This is a genomic window from Serratia microhaemolytica, assembly GCF_004011885.1.
Lineage (GTDB): Bacteria > Pseudomonadota > Gammaproteobacteria > Enterobacterales > Enterobacteriaceae > Serratia_G > Serratia_G microhaemolytica.
Map to the genome: position 1 here is coordinate 1 of NZ_SBEF01000004.1, position 22,628 is coordinate 22,628.

General features: G+C 49.8%; 15 protein-coding genes, 2 tRNA genes and 1 rRNA gene. 13 read left to right on the top strand and 5 right to left on the bottom strand.

Annotation, left to right across the window (positions count from 1 at the left end):
* Positions 1 to 8 precede the first annotated feature (8 nt).
* The 3 genes from rrf to EOJ37_RS03735 all read left to right on the top strand — a co-directional run bounded on the left by rrf (position 9) and on the right by EOJ37_RS03735 (position 378).
* Positions 9 to 124 (top strand): 5S ribosomal RNA (gene rrf / locus EOJ37_RS03725).
* A gap of 93 nt (positions 125 to 217) precedes the next feature.
* Positions 218 to 294 (top strand) — tRNA-Asp (locus tag EOJ37_RS03730).
* Positions 295 to 302: 8 nt separating this feature from the next.
* Positions 303 to 378, top strand: a tRNA-Trp gene (locus tag EOJ37_RS03735).
* Positions 379 to 535: 157 nt separating this feature from the next.
* Here the strand turns inward: EOJ37_RS03735 and yiaY are convergent.
* Together yiaY and EOJ37_RS03745 are read right to left on the bottom strand one after the other, a co-directional pair.
* Positions 536 to 1,687 (bottom strand): L-threonine dehydrogenase, encoded by a 1,152-nt coding sequence (gene yiaY, locus EOJ37_RS03740; protein ID WP_127957964.1) that lies wholly within the window; start codon positions 1,685 to 1,687, stop codon positions 536 to 538.
* A 146-nt stretch (positions 1,688 to 1,833) separates the two neighbouring features.
* Positions 1,834 to 2,895, bottom strand: coding sequence for a DUF2157 domain-containing protein (locus EOJ37_RS03745; protein WP_127958221.1), 1,062 nt, complete (start codon positions 2,893 to 2,895; stop codon positions 1,834 to 1,836).
* A 195-nt stretch (positions 2,896 to 3,090) separates the two neighbouring features.
* Between EOJ37_RS03745 and tadA the strand changes: the two genes are divergently transcribed.
* The gene (gene tadA / locus EOJ37_RS03750) at positions 3,091 to 3,588 is read left to right on the top strand and encodes a tRNA adenosine(34) deaminase TadA (protein WP_127957966.1); all 498 of its coding nucleotides are present in this window, start codon (positions 3,091 to 3,093) and stop codon (positions 3,586 to 3,588) included.
* Between the two features lie 31 nt (positions 3,589 to 3,619).
* Here the strand turns inward: tadA and mltF are convergent, their stop codons facing one another.
* Positions 3,620 to 5,062, bottom strand: coding sequence for a membrane-bound lytic murein transglycosylase MltF (gene mltF, locus EOJ37_RS03755; RefSeq protein ID WP_127957968.1), 1,443 nt, complete (start codon positions 5,060 to 5,062; stop codon positions 3,620 to 3,622).
* A gap of 275 nt (positions 5,063 to 5,337) precedes the next feature.
* On the opposite strand from mltF, the gene purL reads away from it, so the two are divergent.
* Positions 5,338 to 9,228 carry a phosphoribosylformylglycinamidine synthase gene (gene purL, locus EOJ37_RS03760; RefSeq protein WP_127958223.1) on the top strand — a complete coding sequence of 1,297 codons (3,891 nt, stop codon included), beginning with the start codon at positions 5,338 to 5,340 and terminating at the stop codon, positions 9,226 to 9,228.
* A gap of 744 nt (positions 9,229 to 9,972) precedes the next feature.
* Here the strand turns inward: purL and EOJ37_RS03765 are convergent.
* Positions 9,973 to 10,878 carry a DUF7973 family transport facilitator gene (locus tag EOJ37_RS03765; RefSeq protein WP_127957970.1) on the bottom strand — a complete coding sequence of 302 codons (906 nt, stop codon included), beginning with the start codon at positions 10,876 to 10,878 and terminating at the stop codon, positions 9,973 to 9,975.
* 210 nt (positions 10,879 to 11,088) lie between these two features.
* Positions 11,089 to 11,265, bottom strand: coding sequence for a hypothetical protein (locus tag EOJ37_RS14380; RefSeq protein WP_155522476.1), 177 nt, complete (start codon positions 11,263 to 11,265; stop codon positions 11,089 to 11,091).
* Positions 11,266 to 11,535: 270 nt separating this feature from the next.
* Here EOJ37_RS14380 and msbA point away from each other — a divergent pair, with 270 nt between their 5' ends.
* From msbA to mukB, 8 genes are all read left to right on the top strand, one after another.
* Positions 11,536 to 13,287, top strand: coding sequence for a lipid A ABC transporter ATP-binding protein/permease MsbA (gene msbA, locus EOJ37_RS03770; protein WP_127957972.1), 1,752 nt, complete (start codon positions 11,536 to 11,538; stop codon positions 13,285 to 13,287).
* Entirely contained in the window at positions 13,284 to 14,261 is a 978-nt protein-coding gene (gene lpxK, locus EOJ37_RS03775; RefSeq protein WP_127957974.1) for a tetraacyldisaccharide 4'-kinase, read from the top strand. The genes msbA and lpxK overlap by 4 nt, the downstream gene beginning before the upstream one ends.
* Positions 14,262 to 14,368: 107 nt before the next feature.
* Complete coding sequence (locus EOJ37_RS03780) at positions 14,369 to 14,551, top strand: Trm112 family protein (RefSeq protein WP_127957977.1); 183 nt, start codon at positions 14,369 to 14,371, stop codon at positions 14,549 to 14,551.
* Positions 14,548 to 15,300: a 3-deoxy-manno-octulosonate cytidylyltransferase gene (gene kdsB, locus EOJ37_RS03785; protein ID WP_127957979.1), complete on the top strand. Its 753-nt coding sequence runs from the start codon at positions 14,548 to 14,550 to the stop codon at positions 15,298 to 15,300. Before EOJ37_RS03780 ends, kdsB begins: the two co-directional genes overlap by 4 nt.
* A gap of 39 nt (positions 15,301 to 15,339) precedes the next feature.
* Positions 15,340 to 16,125, top strand: a complete 786-nt coding sequence (gene cmoM, locus EOJ37_RS03790) for a tRNA uridine 5-oxyacetic acid(34) methyltransferase CmoM (protein ID WP_127958226.1) — start codon at positions 15,340 to 15,342, stop codon at positions 16,123 to 16,125.
* A complete protein-coding gene (mukF, locus tag EOJ37_RS03795; RefSeq protein WP_127957981.1) occupies positions 16,122 to 17,444 on the top strand; it encodes a chromosome partition protein MukF in 1,323 nt (440 codons plus the stop codon). The genes cmoM and mukF overlap by 4 nt, the downstream gene beginning before the upstream one ends.
* Positions 17,425 to 18,144, top strand: coding sequence for a chromosome partition protein MukE (gene mukE / locus EOJ37_RS03800; RefSeq protein ID WP_127957983.1), 720 nt, complete (start codon positions 17,425 to 17,427; stop codon positions 18,142 to 18,144). The genes mukF and mukE overlap by 20 nt, the downstream gene beginning before the upstream one ends.
* On the top strand, positions 18,141 to 22,601 hold the full coding sequence (gene mukB, locus EOJ37_RS03805; protein WP_127957985.1) for a chromosome partition protein MukB: 4,461 nt from the start codon (positions 18,141 to 18,143) through the stop codon (positions 22,599 to 22,601). The genes mukE and mukB overlap by 4 nt, the downstream gene beginning before the upstream one ends.
* Positions 22,602 to 22,628 lie beyond the last annotated feature (27 nt).

The following is a 22,628-nucleotide window of genomic DNA, read 5'->3' on the forward strand; positions in this document are numbered from 1 at the left end:
CGAACATGCCTGGCGGCGATAGCGCGGTGGTCCCACCTGACCCCATGCCGAACTCAGAAGTGAAACGCCGTAGCGCCGATGGTAGTGTGGGGTCTCCCCATGCGAGAGTAGGACACTGCCAGGCACCTATAAACGTTGTTGGGGTGACGCCTAATAATGAGTGGAACGTAGAGAGAAGTTCTGCTAACATCGCGAGATGTGACGTAACAAAATCGGTGGAGCGGTAGTTCAGTTGGTTAGAATACCTGCCTGTCACGCAGGGGGTCGCGGGTTCGAGCCCCGTCCGTTCCGCCACCTTATTTAGGGGCGTAGTTCAATTGGTAGAGCACCGGTCTCCAAAACCGGGTGTTGGGAGTTCGAGTCTCTCCGCCCCTGCCAAGAAATAAAAAACCCTTTGCGCAAGCAAAGGGTTTTTTATTTGTCTTAAGGATATTGAGAAGATCACTAGTGATCTTACATTCTTAGCATGAATCTCCACGATATCTTTTTCACTAAAGATATCGAATTGGATTTTTATCTCGATAAATGCGTTGCATTACATTGCAGCGTTAAAAATAGCGACAATTTGCTGATGAGTCGCTTGGATCGGATTAGTAAAGCCACATGCATCTTTCAGTGCATTGGCAGCAAGTATATCTAAATCGGCGAGTTTCACTTTTAACTCATTTAAGCCAGATGGAATACCGACGTCGTTTGATAACTGACGAATGGTGGTAATGCAAAGTTCTGCACCTTGCTGATCACTTAGTCCATTAACATTAGCCCCCATTGCTGCGGCGATATCCTTTAACCGATGCGCTGCCACCTGAGCATTAAACTCCTGCACATGAGGCAGCAGTACGGCATTACAGACACCATGAGGCAAATTGTAAAAACCACCGAGTTGGTGTGCCATAGCATGTACATAGCCCAGCGAGGCATTATTGAATGCCATACCGGCGAGAAATTGGGCATAAGCCATATTTTCACGCGCCTGCTTATCATTACCATCATTCACAGCATCACGTAGTGACTGGGCAATCATAGTGATGGCTTTTAATGCGCAGGCATCAGTAATTGGGTTTGCGGCACTTGATACATAAGCCTCTACCGCATGTGTCAAAGCATCCATACCGGTAGCAGCTGTTAGCCCTTTTGGCATAGCGATCATTAGCGCAGGATCATTGACCGAGAGTATTGGTGTCACATGCTTGTCGACAATTGCCATTTTAATATGACGCGCTTCGTCAGTAATAATACAGAAGCGCGTCATTTCGGAAGCGGTTCCTGCGGTGGTATTGATAGCCACCATCGGTAATTGTGGTTTTTCTGAGCGATCAACACCTTCATAATCGTTGATTTCACCGCCATTTGTTGCGACCAGTGCAATCCCCTTCGCACAATCATGTGGTGAACCGCCACCAAGAGAGATAATCAGGTCACACTGATGCTCTCTTAATAGCTGCAATCCCTGTTTTACATTTTCTGTGGTTGGATTAGGAAGGGTAGCATCATAGACACAACTATTAATGCCCTCTTTGCTCAGTAACTGCTGTAGCTGTGCTACAACCCCCAAGCTATTTAACACGTTATCGGTGACGATCAAGGCTCGACGAAAATTTTGTGTCTTGAGGCTGGTTACTGCTTCAGATAATGAACCGTAGCCAAGCATGTTTACCGCAGGGATGAAAAATGTTGCGGATGTCATTAGTTAACTCCTTGATTAGGGTTTTTGCCGCTCATAAACATTACCCTGTTAGTCAAATAAGAAGTGTGATCCACATACAATATGTTGATAAAAAAGATAATTACTCGGCACTCGCTTGCGTATTTATCAATAAAATGAAAAACGTATTATTCTTCATCCAGATACGGTTTTTTAGCTGTTAACTGCCAAATCTTTTCAGCATAGTGGCCTAATAGCCACAAACTTAAACCCAACAGCAGAAAGAACAGACTCTTAGAGAGCGGAAGCCAGAAAAACTCAAAAAAACGAGTATAGAGATTGATTGCCAGAAAGGTCAGTCCAAAGCCACGTAACATCTTATCGTCATGTTTTAACCCAAGCCAAATAGCCATTACTGCCGCGACACCGAATAGCAGACTCCACTGAAGCAATTCGAATTGACGTATCTGATACCAGTGAGACAACTCGCCATAGTTACCAAAGATTGACAGCAACCATAATGCGATAAACAAATAGAGCAGCCCCATTGCTAGTGTGACACGTTCTAACTGACGTTGAACCAGTGCGGTTCGTAATAGTTGCCAGCTAGCAATCAGTAGGCTGGCAAAAGCAATAAAACGTACCGGATAGTTCATGCCTAACCAGTAGGAACCATAACCAGAGATGTAACCGGTGGAGACGCCGAAAGCAACGCCCAAAACCAGTAATGAGAACCACCACACCAGAGAGGAAGCAGTGAACCAACCAATCACGCCATAGACTAATGCTGACAATATCAATAGCAGATGTATCGGGATTAGCTCTGCGCTATTTTCCTGCCACCAAATGGCCAATTGCAAAAATGCACAAGCGGTGAGCAGTACTGCAATAAATAGCAGAGCCTCATTACTATAACGTTTCGCTGGTTTACGCGTGCGCCTACGTAGCGCCCACAGGTAGATAGCGATAGCAGATATGGAAAGCGTGATAGTACGACCGGGCGCACCAAGGTGGAATAATTTATCTAACTTTCGCATCAGGTCATGATCAGCAAACAGGCTAGTGATAGCGATCAGCAATGATGCTAAAGCTGTCAGAAAAGCGTAGCGAGCTAAACGTCGCCAATCAAAGGTTTGAACTTGTATCTGTTGCAATAACAGTTGCCGCTGTTGCTCACTGATACTCCCTTCACTGACCCAATGCTGAAGGGCATTACGAACAACATTGGCATTTTTTTTACTTATGCTCAGCTTCATCTTTTTCTGCTCCAATTCCTACTAGCACTCACTTACTGTGGCACAGCCGCTCACGTTAACACTTTAATGGAAAACGAGCACAGTAAAAGTTGCCTGATTACTCGCCTGCGGTTGCAGTTTTCTGCAGAACTGCAATGTCAAATTGGTTAGGTATATAATGGCGAGCGATTGTTGATGAGAATTTAGAGCATGAATGACTATAACGACGAGTACTGGATGCGGCGAGCGCTGGTTTTGGCACAGCGAGCACAGGATGAGGGGGAAGTGCCGGTTGGTGCATTGCTGGTGCTGGATAATCAGGTGATCGGTGAGGGATGGAATCAATCAATTGGCTTACATGATCCCACTGCTCATGCCGAGGTTATCGCACTACGCCAGGCTGGATTGACCCAGCAGAACTATCGTTTGTTGAATGCGGTGCTATACGTCACCTTAGAGCCTTGTGTGATGTGTGCCGGAGCGATAGTTCACAGCCGTATCCGGCGTTTGGTTTTTGGTGCGACAGATAAAAAAACGGGAGCCGCAGGCTCATTGCTGGATGTTTTTCGACATCCAGCAATGAACCATCAAGTGGAAATCTGCGCCGGAGTGCTAGCCACTGAGTGTTCTGCTAGGCTCAGTGATTTTTTCCGTTTGCGACGTGAACAGAAAAAAGCACTGAAGCAGGCTGCTGGTGGGCAAACTTGAATACAATAGATAAACAGCTAACGATCAGTTTTTAATTGCGGTTATGTTTTTTCTGTTCAGCTTTCTGTACCGATTGTTGTCGTTCCGCCTTCTTCTCCTTCTCGCGTAGATAGCCTACCAGGCTCATGTGGTAGCGGCGTACATTTTCGACATAGGTATAAGCTTCATGGCCACGCGCATAGCCATAGGTGAGTGATGAGTAGTAGCGTTTTTCACTCAGTAAGGGCAAACGCTGCTTCACATCGACCCAACTATCCGGATTACCGCGCTGCATTTTAGTCAGTTTACGGGCATCCAACATGTGGCCCCAGCCCATGTTATAGGCCGCGAGAGCAAACCAGATCCGCTCATGTTCAGAGACTGTTTCTGGTACTTTTGCCATCAGCTTTTGCAGGTAGACCGCGCCACCACGAATGCTCTGTTCAGCATTTAATCTATCGGTGACCCCCAAACTGCCAGCAGTTGCGCGTGTTAACATCATCATACCGCGCACTCCGGTTGGTGAAGTAGCCTGTGGATTCCAGTGCGACTCCTGATACGCAATTGCGGCTAACAGCTTCCAATCGATGCCATTGGCATGTTTTTCAAACAACGGACGGAAATTGGGTAGTACCGTGTCGATCGCTGACAAAAAAGTTCGGGTATCGAGATAGTCAAAGCTTCCCATGTGACCGAGATATTTCTCCTCGACACGCGCGATAGTGCCATCCTCTAGACGACGATTGTAAAAATCGAGCAGCGCAGCATATAAACTACTGTCTTGGCTGCGTTTTAGATACCACATCACGGGTGCTTCATCGGTGATATCGAAAGCGACTGACAACTGAGGATAAATGCGCTGTAGCAGTGCAATCGTCATTGAGTCACCGATGGTGTAATCCAATTGACCATCCGCCACCTGTTCGAGCAATTGTTTCGTGGTGAGATGATGAGATGCTTGCCAGTTTAAGTTGGGATACCGCTCTTGCTTGAGCTGCTTTAGTGTACTGGCGTGTGCGGAACCTGACGCGACCATCAACGTTCCCTTTAGATGATTCAAACTCTTTGGGCGCACCTTGCCCATACGGTAAACCAATTGTTGTGAAACCGAATAATAAGCAGGGCCACTGCTGGCATTAGTGAGGCGCTCAGGGTTATAGATCAGACCGGCTGCGAGCAGATCGGCATCTCCACGTTCAAGATCATCAAACAGTTCATTAATATTTTGATGGGGGATCATCACCAATTTGACACCGAGGTAGTTGGCGAAATTCTTTGCCAGCTCGTAGTCGATACCGGTAGCACCTTTGGGTGACATTGAGTATGTCAGGGGGGAATCCAGAGTGCTAACACGCAGTTCACCGCGCGATCTAATCATGTCAAGCTGTGTAGCAACGACTTCCCTTGTGTGCCAAGAAATATTTGGCCATAGCGCTACTGCCAGCAGGAAGGCAATAACACTGATTAAGATGTAATTTATTTTTATTTGTTTCAAGTGATTATCTCAATTAAAAGCACATTCTTCGTTCATTGAATCATGCGTATTGCTACCTTTAACGCATCGCCAAGGGCATTTTGCGCAACAAAAGCGCAGTGTGCAACCTTATTGATTGATGCCGATAACGGTACCGGTAGCAGATTTTACCAATAATTACTACGCAAACGGTTTCGTCCCTAGTGTCGATTCTCTATAATGGCGCGCACATCCCCCCTGTTGTCCCCAATTGAAGTACTGCAGTGAGTGACTTCAAACTCGAGAGAGCGTTAATGATGGAAATACTTCGTGGTTCGCCTGCTTTATCGGCTTTTCGCATTACCAAACTGCTATCCCGTTTCCAGGATGCCCAGTTACCAGTCAGTAACCTGTATGCTGAATATGTTCATTTTGTTGATCTTAGAGCACCGCTCACGGCGGAACAGCAGATCAAGCTACAGCTATTGCTCAAGTATGGTCCCTCTTTAGCCAAGCACACTCCGGAAGGACGTCTCTTACTGGTGACACCTCGTCCAGGCACCATCTCACCGTGGTCTTCTAAAGCGACAGATATTGCTCATAACTGCGGCCTTTCACAGATTAAGCGCCTAGAGCGCGGGGTGGCATTTTATATCACTGCACCAGCGTTGGCAGCGACAGATTGGCATACACTGGCCAATTTACTGCATGACCGCATGATGGAAACGGTGTTTGATGATCTGCAACAGGCAGAGCAGCTGTTTGCTCAGCAACAGCCTGCACCTTACCAAGTGGTTGATATTATAACTCATGGTCGTAAGGCGTTGGAACAGGCCAATAGTAAACTTGGCTTGGCGCTTGCACCGGATGAGATCGACTACCTGCTAGATGCTTTTAATCAACTGGCCCGCAATCCGACCGACATCGAATTATACATGTTCGCTCAAGCCAACTCGGAACATTGCCGCCATAAAATTTTCAATGCGGACTGGGTTATCGATGGTGAAAAGCAGCCAAAGTCGCTGTTTAAAATGATTAAAAACACCTTTGAACAGACACCAGACTATGTGCTTTCAGCGTATAAAGACAACGCAGCGGTGATGGAAGGTTCGGAGGTCGGGCGCTTTTTTGCCAGTGCAGACAACGCACAGTATGGCTACCATCAGGAAGCGACACACATCCTAATGAAAGTAGAGACCCATAATCACCCAACGGCTATTTCACCGTGGCCAGGTGCAGCAACCGGTTCTGGTGGTGAAATCCGCGATGAAGGTGCTACCGGACGCGGCGCAAAGCCAAAGGCTGGGCTGGTGGGATTCTCGGTTTCCAATTTGCGCATCCCAGGCTTTGAGCAGCCTTGGGAAGAGGATTTTGGCAAACCGGCACACATGGTAACGGCACTGGAGATCATGACTGAAGGGCCGCTAGGGGGTGCCGCATTTAACAATGAGTTTGGGCGTCCAGCACTGCTTGGTTATTTCCGTACGTATGAAGAGCGCGTCAACAGCTACAACGGGGTTGAACTGCGCGGCTACCATAAACCGATCATGCTTGCCGGAGGAATTGGCAACATTCGTGCCGCACATGTACAAAAAGGTGAAATCAGCGTTGGCGCCAAATTGATCGTATTAGGTGGCCCAGCGATGAACATCGGCTTGGGGGGAGGAGCAGCTTCGTCAATGGTGGCAGGGCAATCGAATGTTGATCTCGATTTTGCTTCGGTACAACGCGACAATGCAGAAATGGAGCGGCGTTGCCAAGAAGTGATTGATCGTTGCTGGCAACTGGGAGCAGAGAACCCGATCCTGTTTATCCATGACGTCGGCGCTGGCGGGCTATCGAATGCGATGCCAGAACTGGTGAGTGACGGTGGTCGCGGGGGATGTTTCGAACTGCGTGATATCCTCAACGATGAACCGGGCATGAGTCCACTGGAAGTCTGGTGTAACGAATCACAAGAACGCTATGTACTGGCGGTTGCCCCGGAGCAATTGGCCCGTTTTGATGATATCTGTCGTCGCGAACGCGCACCTTATGCGGTGATTGGTGAAGCTACTGAACAGCGCAACCTAACCCTCAATGACCGTCATTTTGGCAACAAACCTATCGACATGCCGCTTGAGGTATTGCTTGGCAAAACGCCCAAAATGACCTGCGACGTGCAGCGATTAACGGCTAAACCTGTTGCTCTCGACACAGCGCAGATCAACTTGGCAGAGGCGGTCGAGCGCGTGTTGCATTTGCCGGCGATTGCAGAGAAAACCTTCCTGATCACCATTGGTGATCGTAGCGTGACCGGCATGGTTGCCCGTGATCAGATGGTTGGCCCGTGGCAAGTCCCGGTTGCTGACTGTGCTGTCACTACCGCCAGTCTGGATAGCTACTATGGTGAAGCGATGGCTATCGGCGAACGGACACCTGTCGCGCTGTTGAATTTTGCCGCCTCGGCACGCTTGGCTGTGGCTGAAGCATTAACCAATATTGCTGCAACACAGATTGGTTCACTGAAACGTGTGAAACTGTCGGCAAACTGGATGGCTGCTGCAGGGCACCCAGGCGAAGATGCCGGATTGTATGAAGCGGTAAAAGCAGTGGGAGAAGAACTCTGCCCTGCACTGGGGATCACCATTCCGGTCGGCAAAGACTCGATGTCGATGAAAACCCGCTGGCAGCAGCAGGGGCAAATGCAAGAGATGGCATCCCCGTTATCACTGGTGATCAGTGCGTTTGCACGCGTTGAAGATGTACGCCGTACTGTCACACCGCAATTACGCACTGACAAAGGTGAAACGGCTTTACTGCTGATTGATCTTGGCAATGGTGAAAATGCGCTCGGTGGTTCTGCACTGGCACAGGTCTATCGTCAACTGGGTGATAAACCCGCTGATGTACGTAATGTAAACCAACTGGCGGGCTTCTTTAACGCCATGCAGCAATTGATCGCTGAAGGCAAATTACTGGCCTACCATGATCGCTCAGATGGCGGATTGCTGGTCACGCTGGCAGAGATGGCATTTGCCGGACACTGTGGCATCAGTGCAGACATTGGCACACTAGGCAGTGAACCATTGGCAGCGCTGTTCAGTGAAGAGTTGGGTGCGGTGGTGCAGGTCGCTGCTGCTGATGTTGCCGCAGTGAAACAGTGTTTTGCTGCGCATGGATTAAGCGACAACCTGCATCAACTGGGCAGTGTATTGCCGGGTGATACTTTTGTTATCAGCCAATCAGGCGCGATCATTTACCAGCAGAAACGCAGCACATTAAGAACATGGTGGGCTGAAACGACATGGCAGATGCAGCGCTTGCGCGACAATCCACTCTGCGCTGATCAGGAGCATCAGGCAAAACAGGATGAAAGCGATCCCGGTTTACATGCCAAATTAACCTTTGCCACTGATGAAGATATTGCAGCACCCTACATTGTGAGGGGGATTCGCCCGAAAGTCGCGGTATTGCGTGAACAGGGTGTCAATTCACATGTTGAAATGGCAGCCGCTTTCCACCGTGCTGGTTTTGATGCATTTGATGTGCATATGAGCGATCTACTGGCTGGGCGTCGAGAGTTGCAGGAGTTTCACACACTGGTTGCTTGTGGCGGCTTCTCTTACGGTGATGTGCTTGGTGCGGGCGAAGGATGGGCAAAATCGATTTTGTTTAATCCGCGTGTGCGAGATCAATTCACTGCCTTCTTCCACCGCCCAGAAACGTTGACGCTTGGTGTCTGTAACGGCTGCCAGATGATGTCTAATCTACGTGAATTAATTCCGGGTGCTGAGCACTGGCCACGCTTCGTACGCAACCTCTCTGAGCGTTTTGAAGCACGTTTTAGCTTGGTAGAAGTGGCAGCAAGCCCCTCACTGTTGTTGCAGGGCATGGTGGGATCAACAATGCCGATTGTTGTTTCACATGGAGAAGGGCATGTTGAAGTGCGAGATGCGCAGCATCTGGCTACGCTGGAACAACAAAAACTGGTGGCACTACGCTTTGTTGATAACTATGGACGCGTGGCACAGCACTATCCCGCCAACCCGAATGGTTCACCGAATGGCATCACCGCCGTGACCAGCGTTGATGGTCGTGCTACGGTGATGATGCCGCACCCAGAGCGGGTTTTCCGTACAGTCAGTAACTCCTGGCATCCAGAAGAGTGGGGCGAGGATGGCCCGTGGATGCGCCTGTTCCGTAATGCACGTAAACAGCTAGGCTAGTTTCACTGTTTTCATGCCATCCTGAAGGGCGCTGGTTTGCGCCCTTCAGCATTTTCAGCGCGGCACCACCGCGCTCAATACATCAGGCAAGAGATTAACCTGTCGGTTTTTGGAGACATTTCTAGTTAGCAGTGTCTCCAAAAGGAGACATTTATTAGCATGATATTAAACAAATTAAACCAAACTAATTTAAAACGTCTTCTTTTGGCGACAGATAGGCTTAATGACTTCTTGATAATCGTGAGCTGATTTTTGCTGTTAAATTCATGCTCTATATTTTTTATATAAAAAACATTGAATTAAAATTAAATTAAAATATTGGCATGGTGTTTGCTATTAACTGCCCAGTTGCTCATTCAATTGGCCATGAACGGCTCCTGTTTCTCAACAGTTGAGCCTCATAAGCGACCGAATGACGCCAAAGAAAAGGTGCCTACCGTCCAAACAGACCGATAATCGTCGTACAACGACCTTATCAAACCTCGGGCGACACGTTGAGTGAGGCACCGCCTTTACTGGAACGATGCCTACCTGCCGCGCGGTAACGGTTTTCAGCCATCTTCTTGCTGTTACTGTTGATCGGCACCACAGTTGGCCGACGATGGCGGGTCTAAGCTGCACCGCAACTGCCGACAACCATCCTAACTGAATAGATCTAACTGAATAGATATTGTGCTGCACCAAGTCAGCACCGCGCAGTATTAGCGTAGTGCTGGTGACACGACAATTCCTCACCGCCAGCAATTACAGCAACGGCAGCACGCTAAACAAGCCGAACATCGCGAGTAGATTAATGATACTGGTCATCAGAGCAATGGTTACCGCTGGTGGATCAATATGGGTATCACCGTGGATCAAAAACAGACGCGAAGCGAGTTCACCGACAAAGGCACAAACGATACCGACAAGCGCAGCCCACATCAGACTCTGCGAAGCAATCGCAGCTAATGCGGCAGGCAAAGCAATATGGTGTGAAACCGGGATCTGAGTTTTCAAATGGAGCAAAATGAGTGAAAAGGCAGAAATACCGAATGCCAGTAGCGCGCCATCAGCGCCAAATTGTAGGCCGAGATAGCCTGCTATCAACCCGATACCCAGCCCAAGCACGGCCAATTGCGGCAAGCGGCTATGATAGGGTACCCAACACTTCTCCTGCGGCGGATGGTAGCGATTCACCCCGGTTTGCGGCCGACCAAATAGCCCGGTTTTGCCAAACGCCAAGCGGGCAATGACGCCAGAAATCACCACAGTAAGGGCAACAGTATCAGTCCATGCTCCACCGGAAGGTAGGGCAGGCAGTTGATTCAGCAACGAAACAATACCATAGCCGAGCGCACCAAATACTCCACCGATCAATAACACATCGTATGCGCCGAGGCCACTCAGCCCAACCCCAATTTCCCGCCCAGAAACCAGTTTACCCCGCTTTGCAGCCCAGGCTGTTGCTGCTACGCCGGCGGCAAAACCACCGCTATGCGGGCCAAACATACCGAATGGAAAGTTGATAAAGTCGGAAGCATTGCCACTGACAATTTGTGTCACTGTCATAACAATCACCAGTAGCCCGACAAACTCAAATGCCGCGAGTGATCCGATGGCGGAACCAAAAATACCACCACCAAATGCAATCAGGAGATTAACGCTATTCATCACAGAGACTCCTTTACTAGAACGGTGAAGTGATGCGCTGAGATAACAACCAAGATGCGTGTGGTTTTTCCTGCAACTTTCTAGATCAAACTGTATCGGTTATCTAGCGTATTGCTCTCATGGCAACTGTTGCCGGATAGGTTTTCCGGCAGCAGCAAACCGCACCTCAATGGTTAACTCAGGTGGTGAAAATGACGGTATTAACGATGCTTAGTGACGAGAACAACCTGGTGGGCCTTGATCACAGGCGATCAACCAGCGTGTCGCTGAAATCATGATGTCGGTTGTTGGTGAAAGCAGAGGCGCATCCAGTGCAACGGCACAGTAGTGCGGGATTCGCACGGCAGTAGCATTAACCGCATGGTCAGACTGGTATCTGTTATTCATGATAGTTACTCACAGAAGCGAGGGGAATACCATACGCCAGTTTGCTCAGTAAAATCATGAAATAAATCACAAATAAACAATAAGTTAATCTAAAGATTCTCTCTGGTTAACCAGAGGGAAAACATGTTGCAATAGACTCGGCACAGCGAAGAACAGCCCAGAGTGCAGATCGATGCAGCCAGCTTTTTCCCACCATCCACTGCGCAAGTTTGGCGTAACGGGCGATAATGGGTAGAATAGGCCGCTGTTTTTTCCGATGCTGGTATCTGCATGATGAATGATAAAGATCTCTCCACTTGGCAGACGTTCCGTCGCCTTTGGCCAATGATTGCACCATTTAAAATTGGCTTGCTGGTAGCGAGTATTGCATTGATTTTGAATGCCGCTGGCGACACTTTTATGATCTACCTGATCAAACCACTGTTGGACGATGGATTTGGCAAAGCCGACAGCCGAGTGCTGATGTGGATGCCACTGGTGATCATCGCATTAATGATTATGCGTGGAGTAAGCAGCTTTATCTCCAGTTACTGTCTCTCTTGGGTCTCTGGCATGGTGGTGATGAAAATGCGCCGCCGCCTATTTGGCCACATGATGGGAATGCCGGTTGCTTTTTTTGACCAGCAGTCGAGTGGTACCTTACTGTCACGTATCACCTATGATTCGGAACAGGTAGCCGCTTCTTCTTCTAGCACACTGGTGACTGTGGTGCGCGAGGGGGCCTCGATCATCGGGCTGTTTGTGATGATGTTTTATAACAGTTGGCAACTGTCGCTGATCCTGATCCTACTGGCACCGATAGTCTCCTTTACTATCCGTCTGGTTTCGAAGCGCTTCCGTAACATCAGCAAAAATATGCAGAATGCGATGGGGCAGGTGACCACCAGTGCGGAACAGATGCTGAAAGGGCATAAAGAGGTGCTAATTTTTGGCGGCCAAGCGGTGGAAACTGAACGCTTCAATCAGGTCAGTAACCGTATGCGTCAACAAGGGATGAAACTGATCTCAGCTTCATCAATCGCAGACCCCATCATTCAACTTATCGCTTCATTAGCACTAGCATTTATCCTGTTTGCCGCCAGTTTCCCTATCGTGATGGACACCTTAACACCGGGCACCATCATGGTGGTTTTCTCTTCAATGCTGGCATTAATGCGGCCTTTGAAATCATTAACCAATGTTAACGCTCAGTTTCAACGCGGTATGGCGGCTTGCCAGACCCTGTTTGCCATTCTTGATATGGAGCAGGAAAAAGACATTGGAACACGCCAACTAACACGCGCCACCGGGGATATCGAACTGCGCAATGTCAGCTTCACTTATCCTGGACGGGATACCCCGGCACTGCGTGACATCAGCCTGAAAATTGCTGCGGGCAAGACGGTAGCGTTAGTTGGGCGATCAGGCTCTGGTAAATCGACCATCGCTAATTTACTGACACGTTTTTATGATATCCAGCAGGGAGAAATTCTGCTTGATGGCCATGAGTTGCGTGAATACACCCTCTCCTCATTACGTAATCAGGTGGCGTTAGTGTCACAAAATGTCCATCTGTTTAATGACACCATTGCCAACAATATTGCTTACGCGCGTGAGCAGTGCTACAGCCGAGAGCAAATTGAACAAGCTGCTCGAATGGCACACGCGATGGATTTTATCGAAAAGATGGAACACGGCTTGGACACGGTGATTGGCGAAAATGGTGTACTGCTTTCTGGTGGGCAGCGGCAACGCATCGCGATTGCACGTGCGTTACTGCGTGATTGCCCGATCCTGATCCTGGATGAAGCAACATCGGCGCTGGATACCGAATCTGAACGTGCGATCCAGGCAGCACTGGATGAGCTGCAAAAAAACCGTACCTCACTGGTGATCGCCCACCGATTGTCAACCATCGAAAAGGCCGATGAAATTTTGGTAATAGAAGATGGACAAATTATTGAACGCGGCCAACATCTGGCGCTGATTGAGCAAAACGGCGCTTATGCACAACTGCACCGTATACAGTTTGGTCAACCATGATTGAGCGTATCTGGTCGGGACGTTCGCCGCTCTATCTACTGTTATTGCCACTCAGTTGGCTTTATGGCTTGGTAAGCACACTGATCCGCCTGAGTTACCGCTACGGCTGGCGTGCAAGCTGGCGCGCACCGGTACCGGTGGTGGTGGTCGGCAATCTGACTGCTGGTGGAAATGGCAAAACACCGCTGGTGATATGGCTGGTGCAACAGTTACAGCAGCAGGGTTACCGCGTCGGCGTGGTATCACGTGGTTATGGCGGCAAAGCCGAACACTATCCGCTGCTGGTAGGCCCAGAAACCACTAGCGAACAGGCCGGTGATGAGCCAGTGTTGATCTATCAGCGTACTGCGGCAGCGATGTCGATCGCGCCACAACGTGTTGCTGCTGTTCAGGCACTGCTAGAGAGGCACCAAGTTGATATCGTTATCACTGATGATGGATTGCAGCACTATGCATTACAACGTGATTTTGAACTGGTGGTAATCGACGGCGTGCGCCGTTTCGGCAACGGCTGGTGGTTACCTGCTGGCCCAATGCGTGAACGGGCTTCACGACTGCAACAGGTCGATGCCTGCGTCACCAACGGTGGGACGGCCCAACCGGGTGAGATTGCGATGCAGTTGTTGCCACAGTCAGCGGTCAATCTGTTAACGGGTGAGCGGCGGCCAGTGGTGGAGTTGCAGCGGGTTGTGGCGATGGCGGGAATTGGACACCCAGCACGTTTTTTTACCACACTGGCACAGTTGGCGGTCAACGTCGAGCAGCAAGTTCCGTTCGCCGATCACCAGGCTTACACACTGGCACAGTTATCGACATTGGCTGGTGATGAGCAAGTGTTATTAATGACAGAAAAGGATGCCGTTAAATGCCGCACCTTTGCCCAAGCTAACTGGTGGTATTTGCCGGTCGATGCGCAGCTCCCAGTCGCACAAGGGGAGCGACTGGTGCAGCGAATTATTGCATTAATCAAGTAAATTGAGTGCGTTGGTCGCGATATGCCAACGGTTGGTCAATAATATAATAAATTTACTGTGACACCCTGCAGAATAGATGCAGCGTTGCCCAGTTATGAGGAGAAAATATGGATCACCGTCTGCTGGAAATTGTTGTCTGCCCAGTTTGTCATGCTCCACTCACGTTTAATAAACAGCAGCAGGAACTGATTTGCAAAATTGATGCATTGGCTTATCCGGTGCGTGATGGCATTCCGGTGCTGCTGGAAAATGAAGCGCGTCAATTATCAGCAAGCGAGTTGGCGTTATGAGTTTTATTGCGATTATTCCGGCACGTTACGCCTCTAGCCGTCTACCGGGTAAACCGCTGGCGGATATTGGCGGTAAACCGATGGTAGTGCATGTCATGGAGCGAGCTAAGCAATCGGGTGCAGAGCGTGTGATTGTGGCGACTGATCATGCTGAAGTCGCTACTGCCGTGACTGCTGCAGGGGGCGAGGTCTGCATGACGCGTGCTGATCATCAATCTGGCACTGAACGGCTGGCTGAAGTGATCACGCGGTGTGGTTTTAGTGATGATCAAATCATCGTCAATGTGCAGGGTGATGAACCGCTGATCCCACCGGTGATTGTGCGCCAGGTAGCGGAAAATTTAGCCAACAGTTGTGCCGGCATGGCGACGCTGGCAGTACCGATCGAAACATACGAAGAGGCATTTAACCCTAATGTGGTGAAAGTGGTTACTGATGCGCAAGGCTATGCGCTCTACTTCTCACGTGCCACGATCCCTTGGGATCGTGAACGTTTTGCACAGGCAGAAGTACAAATCGGCAACAGCCTACTGCGTCACATTGGCATCTATGCTTATCGTGCTGGGTTTGTGCGCCGTTACGTCAGTTGGCAGCCCAGTCAACTGGAGCAAATTGAGTTACTGGAGCAACTGCGTGTGCTGTGGTACGGCGAGAAAATTCATGTTGCAGTTGCTGCAGAGACGCCGACTGCCGGCGTCGATACCGCAGAAGATTTACAGCGTGTACGCAACAGCCTATCGTCAAACTGAGCACCAATGATAGCCAACCACGCAGCGGAGCAAGCACTGATGCAGGATCGCAATTTTGATGACATGGCAGAAAAATTTGCCCGTAATATCTACGGCACCAGTAAAGGGCAGATCCGTCAAGCGGTATTATGGCAGGATCTGAGCACGTTATTGACACAACTGCCAGCCAGACCACTGCGTATTTTGGATGCAGGTGGAGGCGAGGGACAGATTGCTTGTCAACTGGCTGCATTGGGGCACCAGGTGTTGCTCTGTGATCTCTCTGCAGAAATGTTGCAGCGTGCGGTGTTATTGGCACAGCGCCAAGGTGTCAGCAACAACATGCAGTTTGTTCATAGCTCGGTGCAACAGATCCCGCAACATTTAGCGCAACCGGTAGATCTGATATTGTTCCATGCCGTGCTAGAGTGGATAGCGGAGCCTGAGTCTGCATTACAGACGCTATTTAACTGCCTGTTACCGGGCGGCGCGCTATCGCTGATGTTTTTCAATGCCAACGGGTTGCTAATGCGCAACGTGGTACTGGGAAATTTTCATTTGGTGGCGGGTGAACAGAGAAGACGACGCGAACGCTCATTGTCGCCACTCTATCCACGGCAGCCCGAGCAAGTTTACCAGTGGCTGACACAGCTAGGAATGGAGATCTCAGGCAAAACCGGTGTGCGCGTGTTTCACGACTATCTGCAGAACAGAGAATTGCAGACGGAAAAGTTTGCCGATTTACTGGCATTAGAACAGCAGTATTGCCGCCAAGAACCTTATATAAGTTTGGGGCGCTATATTCATGTGATGGCGCATAAACCCAACCGGAAGGAAAAGTTATGAGTGAATTTTCCCAGACACTCCCTGATCTGGTTGCCTGGGCTCGGAAAAATGACTTTTCGATCTCGCTTCCTGCCGAACGTCTTGCTTTCCTACTGGCGATTGCCACGCTAAATAGCGAACGGCTAGAGGGGGAGATGAGCGAAGGTGAGCTGATTGATGCATTTCGTCATGTCAGCAAAGAGTTTGCACAGACCGATGAAACGATAGCCATCCGTGCCAATAATGCGATTAATGATCTGGTACGGCAGCGCTTATTAAACCGTTTTACCAGCGAAATGGCAGAAGGCCATGCTATTTATCGTTTAACACCATTGGCGATTGGCATCACCGATTACTACATTCGGCAGCGTGAATTTTCTACCTTGCGCTTGTCGATGCAGCTATCGATGGTGGCACAGGAATTAAAACAGGCCGCCGATGCAGCTGATGAAGGCGGCGATGAGTTTCATTGGCACCGAAATGTATTTGCTCCACTAAAATATTCAGTAGCAGAAATTTTTGACAGTATTGATCTGACCCAACGGCTGATGGATCAACAGCAGCAGAGTGTAAAAGAAGATATTGCTGCCCTGCTTAATCAGGATTGGCGCGCAGCGATTGCCAGTTGTGAACAGCTGCTATCAGAGACCTCGGTGACGCTACGTGAACTGCAAGATACCCTTGAGGCGGCAGGCGATAAATTACAGGCACATCTATTACGTATTCAGGATGCAACGCAGGGCACACTCGAATTAGCGCAGGTCGATAAATTGGTACTCGATCTGCAAAATAAGCTGGATCGGATTATTAGTTGGGGACAACAGGCGATTGATTTGTGGATCGGCTATGATCGTCATGTACACAAATTTATCCGTACTGCAATTGATATGGATAAAAATCGCGTCTTTGCACAACGGCTACGCCAATCGGTACAAAATTATTTTGAAAACCCGTGGGCGCTGACTTACGCCAATGCAGATCGCCTACTCGATATGCGTGATGAAGAACTGATGTTGCGTAGCGAAGAAGTCACGGGTGAATTACCCGCTGACTTGGAGTATGAAGAGTTCAGTGAAATCCATGAACAGTTGGCTCAGATGATCGAACTGGCATTACAGCGTTATCAACAACAGCAGATCCCGCTAAATTTAGCCGCAGTGATGCGTGAATATTTGGCACAATATCCGCGAGCACGTCATTTTGATATTGCTCGCATCGTGGTCGACCAGGCGGTGCGCCTTGGTGTGGCTGAAGCTGATTTTTCCGGATTGTCGGCCGAATGGCAGGCAATCAATGATTACGGAGCCAAGGTGCAGGCCCATGTCATCGACAAATATTGAACAAATAATGCCAATCAAATTGGCCAAAGCGTTAGCTAACGCACTATTTCCAGCGCTAGATAGTCAATTGCGGGCTGGACGTCACATCGGGATTGATGAACTGGACAACCATGCTTTTTTGATGGACTTTCAGGATGAACTGGAGCTGTTTTATGCCCGCTACAATGTTGAACTAATCCGAGCGCCGGAGGGGTTTTTCTATCTGCGACCACGTTCAACGACATTGATCTCGCGCTCGGTGCTGTCGGAGCTGGATATGATGGTCGGCAAAATTCTCTGCTACCTCTACCTTAGCCCAGAGCGTTTGGCACATGAAGGCATTTTCAGTCAACAGGATCTCTATGAAGAGCTGCTGGCACTGGCGGATGAAAGTCGGTTACTGAAACTAGTCAATCAACGTTCTACCGGTTCGGATCTGGATCGGCAGAAATTGCAGGAAAAAGTGCGCGCTTCATTGAACCGCTTACGCCGTTTGGGCATGGTCTATTTTATGGCCAACGACAACAACAAATTCCGTATCACCGAATCGGTGTTCCGTTTTGGTGCAGATGTACGCAGCGGCGATGATCCACGCGAAGCACAATTACGCATGATCCGTGATGGTGAAGCGATGCCGATTGACAGCAGCCTATCACTCAGTGATGTTAACGAAGGGCAACGAGAAGCCTCCACAGAGAGCGCAGAGGATGAACAGGAATGATTGAACGCGGTAAATTTCGCTCATTGACACTGGTTAACTGGAACGGTTTTTTTGCCCGCACCTTTGATCTTGATGAGTTGGTCACCACACTCTCTGGCGGCAACGGGGCCGGTAAATCAACCACAATGGCAGCGTTTGTCACCGCGCTGATCCCCGATCTCACGCTGCTGCATTTTCGTAACACCACCGAAGCCGGTGCCACCAGTGGCTCACGCGACAAAGGGCTACACGGTAAATTGCGTGCTGGCGTCTGTTATTCGTTACTGGATGTAGTCAACTCACGTCATCAGCGTGTTCTGGTTGGCGTACGGCTACAGCAAGTTGCTGGGCGTGATCGTAAAGTCGATATTAAACCGTTTACTATTCACGGATTACCGGTGGCAGTAAAACCGACGGAACTATTAACCCAGCAAGTGGCGGAACGCCAGGCACGAGTGCTGTCGCTGCTTGAGTTGAAAGAGCGGGTGGAAGCGATCGAAGGCTGCCAGTTTAAACAGTTCAACTCGATCACCGATTACCACTCCTTGATGTTTGATCTCGGCGTGATCCCGAAACGCCTGCGCTCTTCTGCCGATCGCAGCAAATTTTACCGTTTGATTGAAGCCTCATTGTATGGCGGCATCTCCAGTGCGATCACGCGTTCACTGCGTGACTACCTGCTACCAGAAAACAGTGGCGTGCGAAAAGCGTTTCAGGATATGGAAGCCGCGCTGCGTGAAAATCGCATGACCCTGGAAGCGATACGCGTTACCCAGTCGGATCGTGATCTGTTCAAACACCTGATCTCTGAAGCCACAAGCTATGTTGCTGCCGATTACATGCGCCATGCTAACGAACGGCGCGTTCATTTGGAAAGTGCATTGCTACTGCGCAACGATCTGCTTGGCAGCCGACGCCAACTGGCTAATGAACAGTTGCGCCATGTCGAAATGGCGCGTGAGCTGGACGAACAGAACCATGCAGAGTCTGATCTGGAAACCGATTATCAGGCAGCCAGTGATCACCTCAATTTAGTGCAAACTGCGATGCGTCAACAGGAGAAGATCGAACGTTATCAAAACGATCTGGAAGAGTTGACCTACCGCTTAGAAGAGCAGAATGAGGTGGTAGCGGAAGCGGCTGAACAGCAGGCCGAGCATGAAGCCTTGGCTGAAGCCGCAGAACTGGAAGTCGACGAATTGAAAAGCCAGCTTGCTGATTATCAGCAAGCACTGGATGTGCAGCAAACACGCGCGATCCAGTATCAACAAGCATTACAGGCACTGGAGCGTGCGCGCGCCCTGTGCCAGTTGCCTGAGTTAAATGCTGAAAATTCAGCACACTGGCTAGAACAGTTTTCACAACGTGAACAGCAGGCGACACAGACGCTATTGCAACTGGAACAGCGCCTCAGTGTGGCGGATGCAGCCTATAACCAATTTGAACAAGCTTACCAACTGGTCAGCAAAATAGCCGGTGAAGTGAGCCGCAGCGAGGCTTGGCAAACTGCACGTGAACGACTGCGTGAATGGCCATCGCAGCAACATCAGGCTGCTCGGGTACAACCGCTAGCGTTACGCCTATCGGAATTAGAGCAGCGTTTGCGTGCCCAACAAGAGGCAGAACGACTACTGCAAGAGTTTTGTAAGCGTCATGGTGAGAGTCACCAGGCAGAAGAACTGGAAGCGGTGCAACAACAGTTGGAGCAGCATTTAGCGCTACTCTCTGACAGCGTTAGCGAAGCAGGCGAGCGCAAGATGGAAATGCGCCAACAGCTTGCGCAACTTCAGCAGCGGATCAAAGAGCTTACTGCGCGAGCGCCAATATGGTTGGCAGCGCAAGAGCCATTGCAACAACTGAGTGAACAGAGTGGCGAAAGCTTCGAAGATAGCCAGCAAGTCACTGAATATATGCAGCAACTGCTTGAACGCGAACGCGAAGCCAGTGTCGAGCGTGACGAGGTAGGTAACCGTAAGCGTGCGATTGAAGCGGAAATTGAGCGGTTGGCACAACCGGGCGGTGCAGAAGATCCACGTCTAGTTAACCTGGCTGAACGTTTTGGAGGTGTGCTGTTATCGGAGATTTATGATGACGTCACCCTCGACGATGCGCCTTACTTCTCTGCGTTGTATGGCCCCTCACGTCACGCCATTGTCGTGCCGGATTTGTCACTGATCCGTGAAATGCTCAACGGATTGGAAGAGTGCCCTGAAGACCTCTATCTGATTGAAGGTGATCCGCAATCATTTGATGACAGCGTATTCAGTGTCGAAGAACAAACCAACGCAGTGGTAGTGAAAATAGCCGATCGCCAGTGGCGCTATTCACGCTATCCCGAAGTGCCACTGTTTGGCCGTGCGGCACGTGAAAGCCGACTGGAAGTCCTCAATGCGGAACGTGATGCCTTGGCTGAACGTTATGCCACTTTATCGTTTGATGTACAAAAAATTCAGCGAGCACATCAGGCATTCAGCCGCTTTATTGGTAGCCATTTAGCGGTTGCGTTTGAGGATGACCCGGAACAGCAGATCCGCCAGCTCAACCAGCAGCGCAGTGAAATCGAGCGAGCGCTGAATAACCACGAATTGCAGAACCAGCAGCAGCAACAGCAATATGAACGAGCCAAAGAAGGGATTGCTGCACTTAACCGATTGATCCCACTAGTGCCGTTGTTATGTGATGACACACTGCCAGATCGCTATGAAGAGATCCAGGCTGAAATGGAGGAGGCACAGGAGGCCGCACACTACATCCAGCAGCATGGCCGTTCATTAAGTGAACTGGAACCGCTGTTGGCGGTGTTACAGAGTGATCCACAGCAACACCAGCAATTACAACAACAATATCAACAAGCAGAAGAAATTCAGCGGCAGAGTAAACAGCAGGTGTTTGCTCTGAGCGAAGTGGTTCAGCGCCGAGCACACTTTAATTATGAAGAAGCGGCAGGGATACAGAATGCCGACAATGATCTGAACGACAAATTGCGTCAGCAACTGGTACAAGCAGAGGCACAGCGCAGCCGAGCTCGCGAGCAGTTGCGCCAGGCACAAAGTCAGTTTGGTCAATATAATCAAACTTTGGCTTCACTAAAAAGTTCCTACGATGCTAAGCGTGACATGCTAAAAGAGCTTAGCCAAGAGTTAGCGGATATCGGCGTTGCCGCAGATGCGCAAGCAGAACAGCGTGCACGCACGCGCCGTGATGAACTGCACCAGGCATTGAGCGCCAATCGTGCGCGTCATAACCAGTTGGAGAAGCAGATCACTTTCTGTGAAGCAGAGATGGAGAGCTTACGGAAGAAACTGGGCAAACTGGAGCGGGAGTATTACCAACTGCGCGAACAAGTGGTCACGGCGAAAGCGGGTTGGTGCATGGTAATGCGCCTGGTGAAAGATCATGGCATGGAGCGCCGTTTACATCGGCGCGAATTGGCCTACACCAGTGCCGATGAACTGCGTTCGATGTCAGATAAAGCATTGGGTGCGCTACGGTTAGCTGTCGCAGATAATGAACACCTGCGTGACGCACTGCGCTTATCAGAAGATCCGAAACGACCAGAACGCAAAGTACAGTTCTATGTTGCGGTTTACCAGCATCTGCGTGAACGTATTCGTCAGGATATTATTCGCACTGATGATCCACTGGAAGCAATTGAACAGATGGAGATTGAGCTTGGCCGTTTGACCGAAGAGCTGACAGCGCGAGAGCAGAAGTTGGCGATCAGTGCCAAGAGTGTCGCCAACATTATCCGCAAAACGATCCAGCGTGAGCAGAATCGCATCCGAATGCTCAACCAGGGGTTGCAGGCAGTCTCATTTGGTCAAGTGAAGAGTGTGCGACTGAATGTCAATGTGCGTGAAGCTCATGCGACTCTGCTGACCGTGTTGTCCGAACAGCAGGAACAGCATCAGGATCTGTTTAACAGCAAACATCTCACCTTCTCTGAAGCGTTGGCTAAACTTTATCAGCGACTGAATCCACACGTTGATGTTGGGCAGCGTACTGCTCAGACGATGGGTGAAGAGTTGCTCGATTATCGCAACTACCTGGAACTGGAAGTGGAAGTTTTCCGTGGTGCCGATGGTTGGTTACGTGCTGAGAGTGGCGCACTTTCCACGGGTGAAGCGATTGGTACTGGTATGTCGATCCTGGTAATGGTGGTACAGAGTTGGGAAGAAGAGTCGCGTCGCTTACGTGGTAAAGATATCTCACCGTGCCGACTGCTGTTTTTGGATGAAGCAGCGCGTCTGGATGCTAAGTCGATCGCTACGCTGTTTGAATTGTGCGATCGTCTGGAAATGCAGTTGATCATCGCGGCGCCAGAGAATATTAGTCCTGAGAAAGGCACCACTTATAAGCTAGTGCGTAAAGTATTCCAAGATCATGAGCATGTGCACGTGGTTGGGCTGCGTGGTTTTGCCACTGAACAACCAGCCAGCCAGCCAGAACAGCAGCAGGAACCGACTTCAGGAGCGTGATCGACAGCGGCTTACACTTGCCACTGT